The sequence below is a fragment of the Lishizhenia sp. genome, assembly GCF_057456495.1.
Genome location: NZ_JBVCPV010000231.1, coordinates 1 through 3,850, shown reverse-complemented (window position 1 = coordinate 3,850; position 3,850 = coordinate 1). Strand labels below are relative to the sequence as shown.

Sequence of the window (3,850 nt, the reverse complement as noted above, 5' to 3'; positions counted from 1 at the left end):
GGTCTGTAATTCCTCTATTCATGAACCAAATTTTAGCTGGGGAAGATATAACAGTAACAGATCCTAATATGACGCGTTTTTTGATGTCATTGAATGAAGCTGTGGAATTGGTACTGTTTGCATTTGAGCACGGAAACCCTGGTGATCTATTTGTTAATAAAGCTCCCGCTGGTACTATAGGTGATCTTGCACAAGCAATGAAAGAAATTTTCAAAAGTAAAGCGGAGATTAAAATTATTGGAACCAGACATGGTGAAAAGTTGTATGAAACACTTTGTACCCGAGAAGAAATGATTAAAGCTGAAGATATGGGGGATTTTTATAGAATTCCTGCCGATAACAGAGATTTGAATTACAGTCAGTATTTCTCAGAAGGAGATGATAATATTTCAAAAATTGAAGATTATAATTCACACAATACCGAACAGCAGGATGTTGAAGGTATGAAAAAGTTAATATCTGGCTTAGATATTATTCAGGAAAATTTGAAATAATTATGTGTCCTAGAATTATCAAAGGAGGAAGTTTTAAAGATCAAAGAGGTGAAATTATCTTCAATAACTCGTTTGATGCTTTAGGAATAAAGAGACTGTATATAATTCAGAATAATCCTTCGGCACCTGAGAGAGGATGGCAAGGTCACAAAATTGAACAAAGGTGGTTTACTTGCATACAAGGAACTTTTGAAGTGGTGTTGAAAAAGGTTTTAGACTGGGAAGCTAATGGTGTTTTTGGAAAGGAAGAACGATATGAGTTATCCATTGAAACGATGGATGTCTTGCACGTTCCCCCAGGTTATGTGTCGAAATTGATAGCGAAAACGGCTGGAGCAAAGATATTGGCAATGTCAGACTATTTAATAGAAGAGATTGAAGATGAATTTCGATTTAGTCTTGATATATAAGTATAAAAAAGTATGAAAAGAATAGGTGTTACGGGTGGAAATGGATTTGTAGGAAGTCATTTGATTAATACGCTAAGCCAGTTTGAGGATGAGTTTACGTTAGTAGAATTTGAAAGGTCTTATTTTGAAAATCAGGATAAACTTGAAAGTTTTGTGAAAGAATGTGATGTGATTGTGCATCTCGCGGCTTTAAATAGACATGAAAGTCAAGAGTTTATTTATGAGAAAAACTTAGCGCTGACGCGTTCTCTTTGCAAGGCATTGGAAAATACTGGTGCTAGACCTCACGTAATTATATCTTCCTCTTCTCAAGAAAAGAAGGATAATTTATATGGTAGATCAAAAAAGGAGTCTCGTGAACTATTAGAGACTTGGGCAAGTGAAAATAATGCAATTTTTACAGGTGCTGTTGTGCCAAATGTATTTGGAGCTTTTTGTAAACCGAATTATAATTCTTTCATAGCAACGTTTTGTTCTAGGTTAATTCAAGGAGAAAAACCAGAGATACAAGTGGATGCTGAAGTTCAATTGATATATGTACAGGAACTGGTAAATACTTTTATTTCGGAAATAAGAAAAGAAGAGACGAAGGGAGAGTTGCTTATTCCTTACACTACAGCAATTAAGGTTTCTGATGTACTGGCTAAACTTCAAAAGTATCATCAAGTGTATTTTCAACAGGGAAATATTCCTGAGTTAATATCGGATTTTGAGGTAAATCTCTTTAATACATTTAGGTCGTACATAGAATTGAATTCGTTTTTTCCGAGAAAATTTGTTCAACACACCGATGATAGAGGTAGTTTTGTAGAATTGATACGCCTCGGAATTGGAGGCCAAGTCTCATTCTCAACGACTGTTCCAGGGGTTACTAGAGGAAATCATTATCATACACGAAAAATTGAAAGGTTTGCAGTAATTAAAGGGAAGGCTTTGATCGAAATGAGAAAGATTGGAACTGAAGAAGTGTTGAGTTTTGAGTTGAATGGCGACGAACCTGCATACGTGGATATGCCTATTTGGTACACACACAATATTAAAAACATAGGAGACGAAATACTGTATACAAATTTCTGGATTAATGAAGCCTATGATTCTGAGAATCCGGATACTTATTTTGTGACAGTTTAAAATATAGAAATGAAAAAATTAAAAGTAATGACGGTCGTAGGAACGCGACCTGAAATAATAAGATTATCAGCTGTGATTAAAGCCCTGGATAAATCTTCATCTATCGATCACATTTTGGTGCATACTGGACAGAATTATGACTATGAACTAAATGAGGTGTTTTTCGAGGATTTAGGTTTGCGTAAGCCAGATCATTTCCTGAATGCAGCAGGTGGTAATGCTACAGTTACTGCAGGAAAAATATTAATAGCGATAGATCCTTTATTGGATGAAGTACAACCTCATTCATTCTTAGTATTAGGAGACACAAATTCTTGTTTGTGTGCAATAGCTGCCAAAAAACGAAAAATTCCAATTTTCCACATGGAGGCCGGGAATAGATGTTTTGACCAAAGAGTGCCGGAAGAAACAAATAGAAAAATAGTAGACCACGTCTCTGATATCAATTTGACCTATAGTAGTATAGCTCGTGAATATCTTTTAAAAGAAGGTTTGCCCGCAGATAGAGTGATAAAAACAGGATCCCCAATGTTTGAGGTTTTGCATCAAAATATGGACCAGATTCATTCGTCTAAAGTATTGGAAAAACTAGATCTTGAGAAAGATGGTTATTTTGTGGTTTCTGCGCACAGGGAGGAAAATATCAGTTCAGAAAAGAATTTTAATAATTTGATGGATAGCTTAAATCAAATTGCTGAAATCTACAATAAGCCAATAATTGTTTCTACGCATCCCAGAACGAGAAATATGATAGAATCAAAAGAGGTAAAACTTGATGGTAGAATTCAGCTTTTAAAACCTTTAGGTTTTCATGATTACAATGCTTTACAGATACATTCATATGCGACACTCAGCGATTCTGGAACAATTTCAGAGGAATCCTCAATTTTAAATTTCAGAGCCTTAAATATCAGAGACGCGCACGAAAGACCAGAAGCGATGGAAGAAGCATCGGTTATGATGGTAGGGATGAATACGGAAAGGATACTGCAAGGATTAAATATTCTTCTAGATCAGAAGGTTGGCGAAGATAGAAATTTTAGACCCGTTTATGATTATTCTATGCCAAATGTTGCAAGTAAAGTGGTTAGAATAATATTAAGTTATACAGATTATATAAGGAGAGTAGTATGGAATGCTAATTAATTATGATAAAAAAAAATGTTTTATATATAGGAAATTTTATTTTTCCAAATGGAAATGCATCAGGTTTGCGTGTATTAGGTAATGGTTATTTGTTAAGGTCAATTGGTCATGAGGTATATTTTGTAGGCATGAAGGAAGGTGGGGACTTTTCGTTGTCAACGGAAAAGAAGACCTACGATAAATTTAATTATTATGAGATAGGAAGGCCTAATGGAATTAAAGATTGGTTGTCATATGGCCACGTCTTGGATTCAGTTAAAGACCTAATTGAACAATTGGATATAGATGTAATTATTACATATGGAAGTCCTACTTTAACAACTTTCGTACGTTCACTTCAAAAATGGGCGAAGAAGAATTCTATAATCTTATACACAGATTGTGTTGATTGGTTACCTTCAAATAATGGAAATTTAATTCATAGAGCAATAAAATGGGTTGATGATTCTTATCAGAAACGAGTTGTGAATTTAAAAGGAAATGGTGTAATAGTGATAAGTAGTTACCTCAGAAAATATTACGAGGAAAGAGGTTGTAGGATTGTTACAATACCACCATTGGTTAATAGTAAATCTTTAAAATTGAGATTAAACGATACTAAGAATAACAAACTTGAAAAAACGAAGTTGGTGTATGTAGGAATACCATTTGCTTTAGATGGAAGAATAG

General features: G+C 34.4%; 5 protein-coding genes. All 5 read left to right on the top strand.

All coding sequences use genetic code 11. The features are described 5' to 3' along the window. Nucleotides 1-494 (top strand): polysaccharide biosynthesis protein (locus AC22ZQ_RS13095; RefSeq protein WP_318959212.1); only part of this gene is annotated, 494 nt, incomplete at its 5' end. A 2-nt stretch (nucleotides 495-496) separates the two neighbouring features. Continuing rightward, nucleotides 497-904 carry a WxcM-like domain-containing protein gene (locus AC22ZQ_RS13090; protein WP_318959211.1) on the top strand — a complete coding sequence of 136 codons (408 nt, stop codon included), beginning with the start codon at nucleotides 497-499 and terminating at the stop codon, nucleotides 902-904. Nucleotides 905-916: 12 nt separating this feature from the next. Continuing rightward, nucleotides 917-2,035 carry a polysaccharide biosynthesis C-terminal domain-containing protein gene (locus tag AC22ZQ_RS13085; protein ID WP_318959210.1) on the top strand — a complete coding sequence of 373 codons (1,119 nt, stop codon included), beginning with the start codon at nucleotides 917-919 and terminating at the stop codon, nucleotides 2,033-2,035. Between the two features lie 9 nt (nucleotides 2,036-2,044). After that, a complete protein-coding gene (gene wecB, locus AC22ZQ_RS13080; RefSeq protein WP_318959209.1) occupies nucleotides 2,045-3,181 on the top strand; it encodes a non-hydrolyzing UDP-N-acetylglucosamine 2-epimerase in 1,137 nt (378 codons plus the stop codon). 2 nt (nucleotides 3,182-3,183) lie between these two features. Then, nucleotides 3,184-3,850, top strand: a 667-nt coding sequence (locus AC22ZQ_RS13075; RefSeq protein ID WP_318959208.1) for a glycosyltransferase family protein, incomplete at its 3' end; no start/stop codon positions are given.

What these genes read in the sequence shown, in the direction of transcription:
- AC22ZQ_RS13090 (WP_318959211.1), top strand. Translation starts at nt 497, where the DNA reads ATGTGTCCTAGAATTATCAAAGGAGGAAGTTTTAAAGATCAAAGAGGT.
- AC22ZQ_RS13085 (WP_318959210.1), top strand. Translation starts at nt 917, where the DNA reads ATGAAAAGAATAGGTGTTACGGGTGGAAATGGATTTGTAGGAAGTCAT.
- wecB (WP_318959209.1), top strand. Translation starts at nt 2,045, where the DNA reads ATGAAAAAATTAAAAGTAATGACGGTCGTAGGAACGCGACCTGAAATA.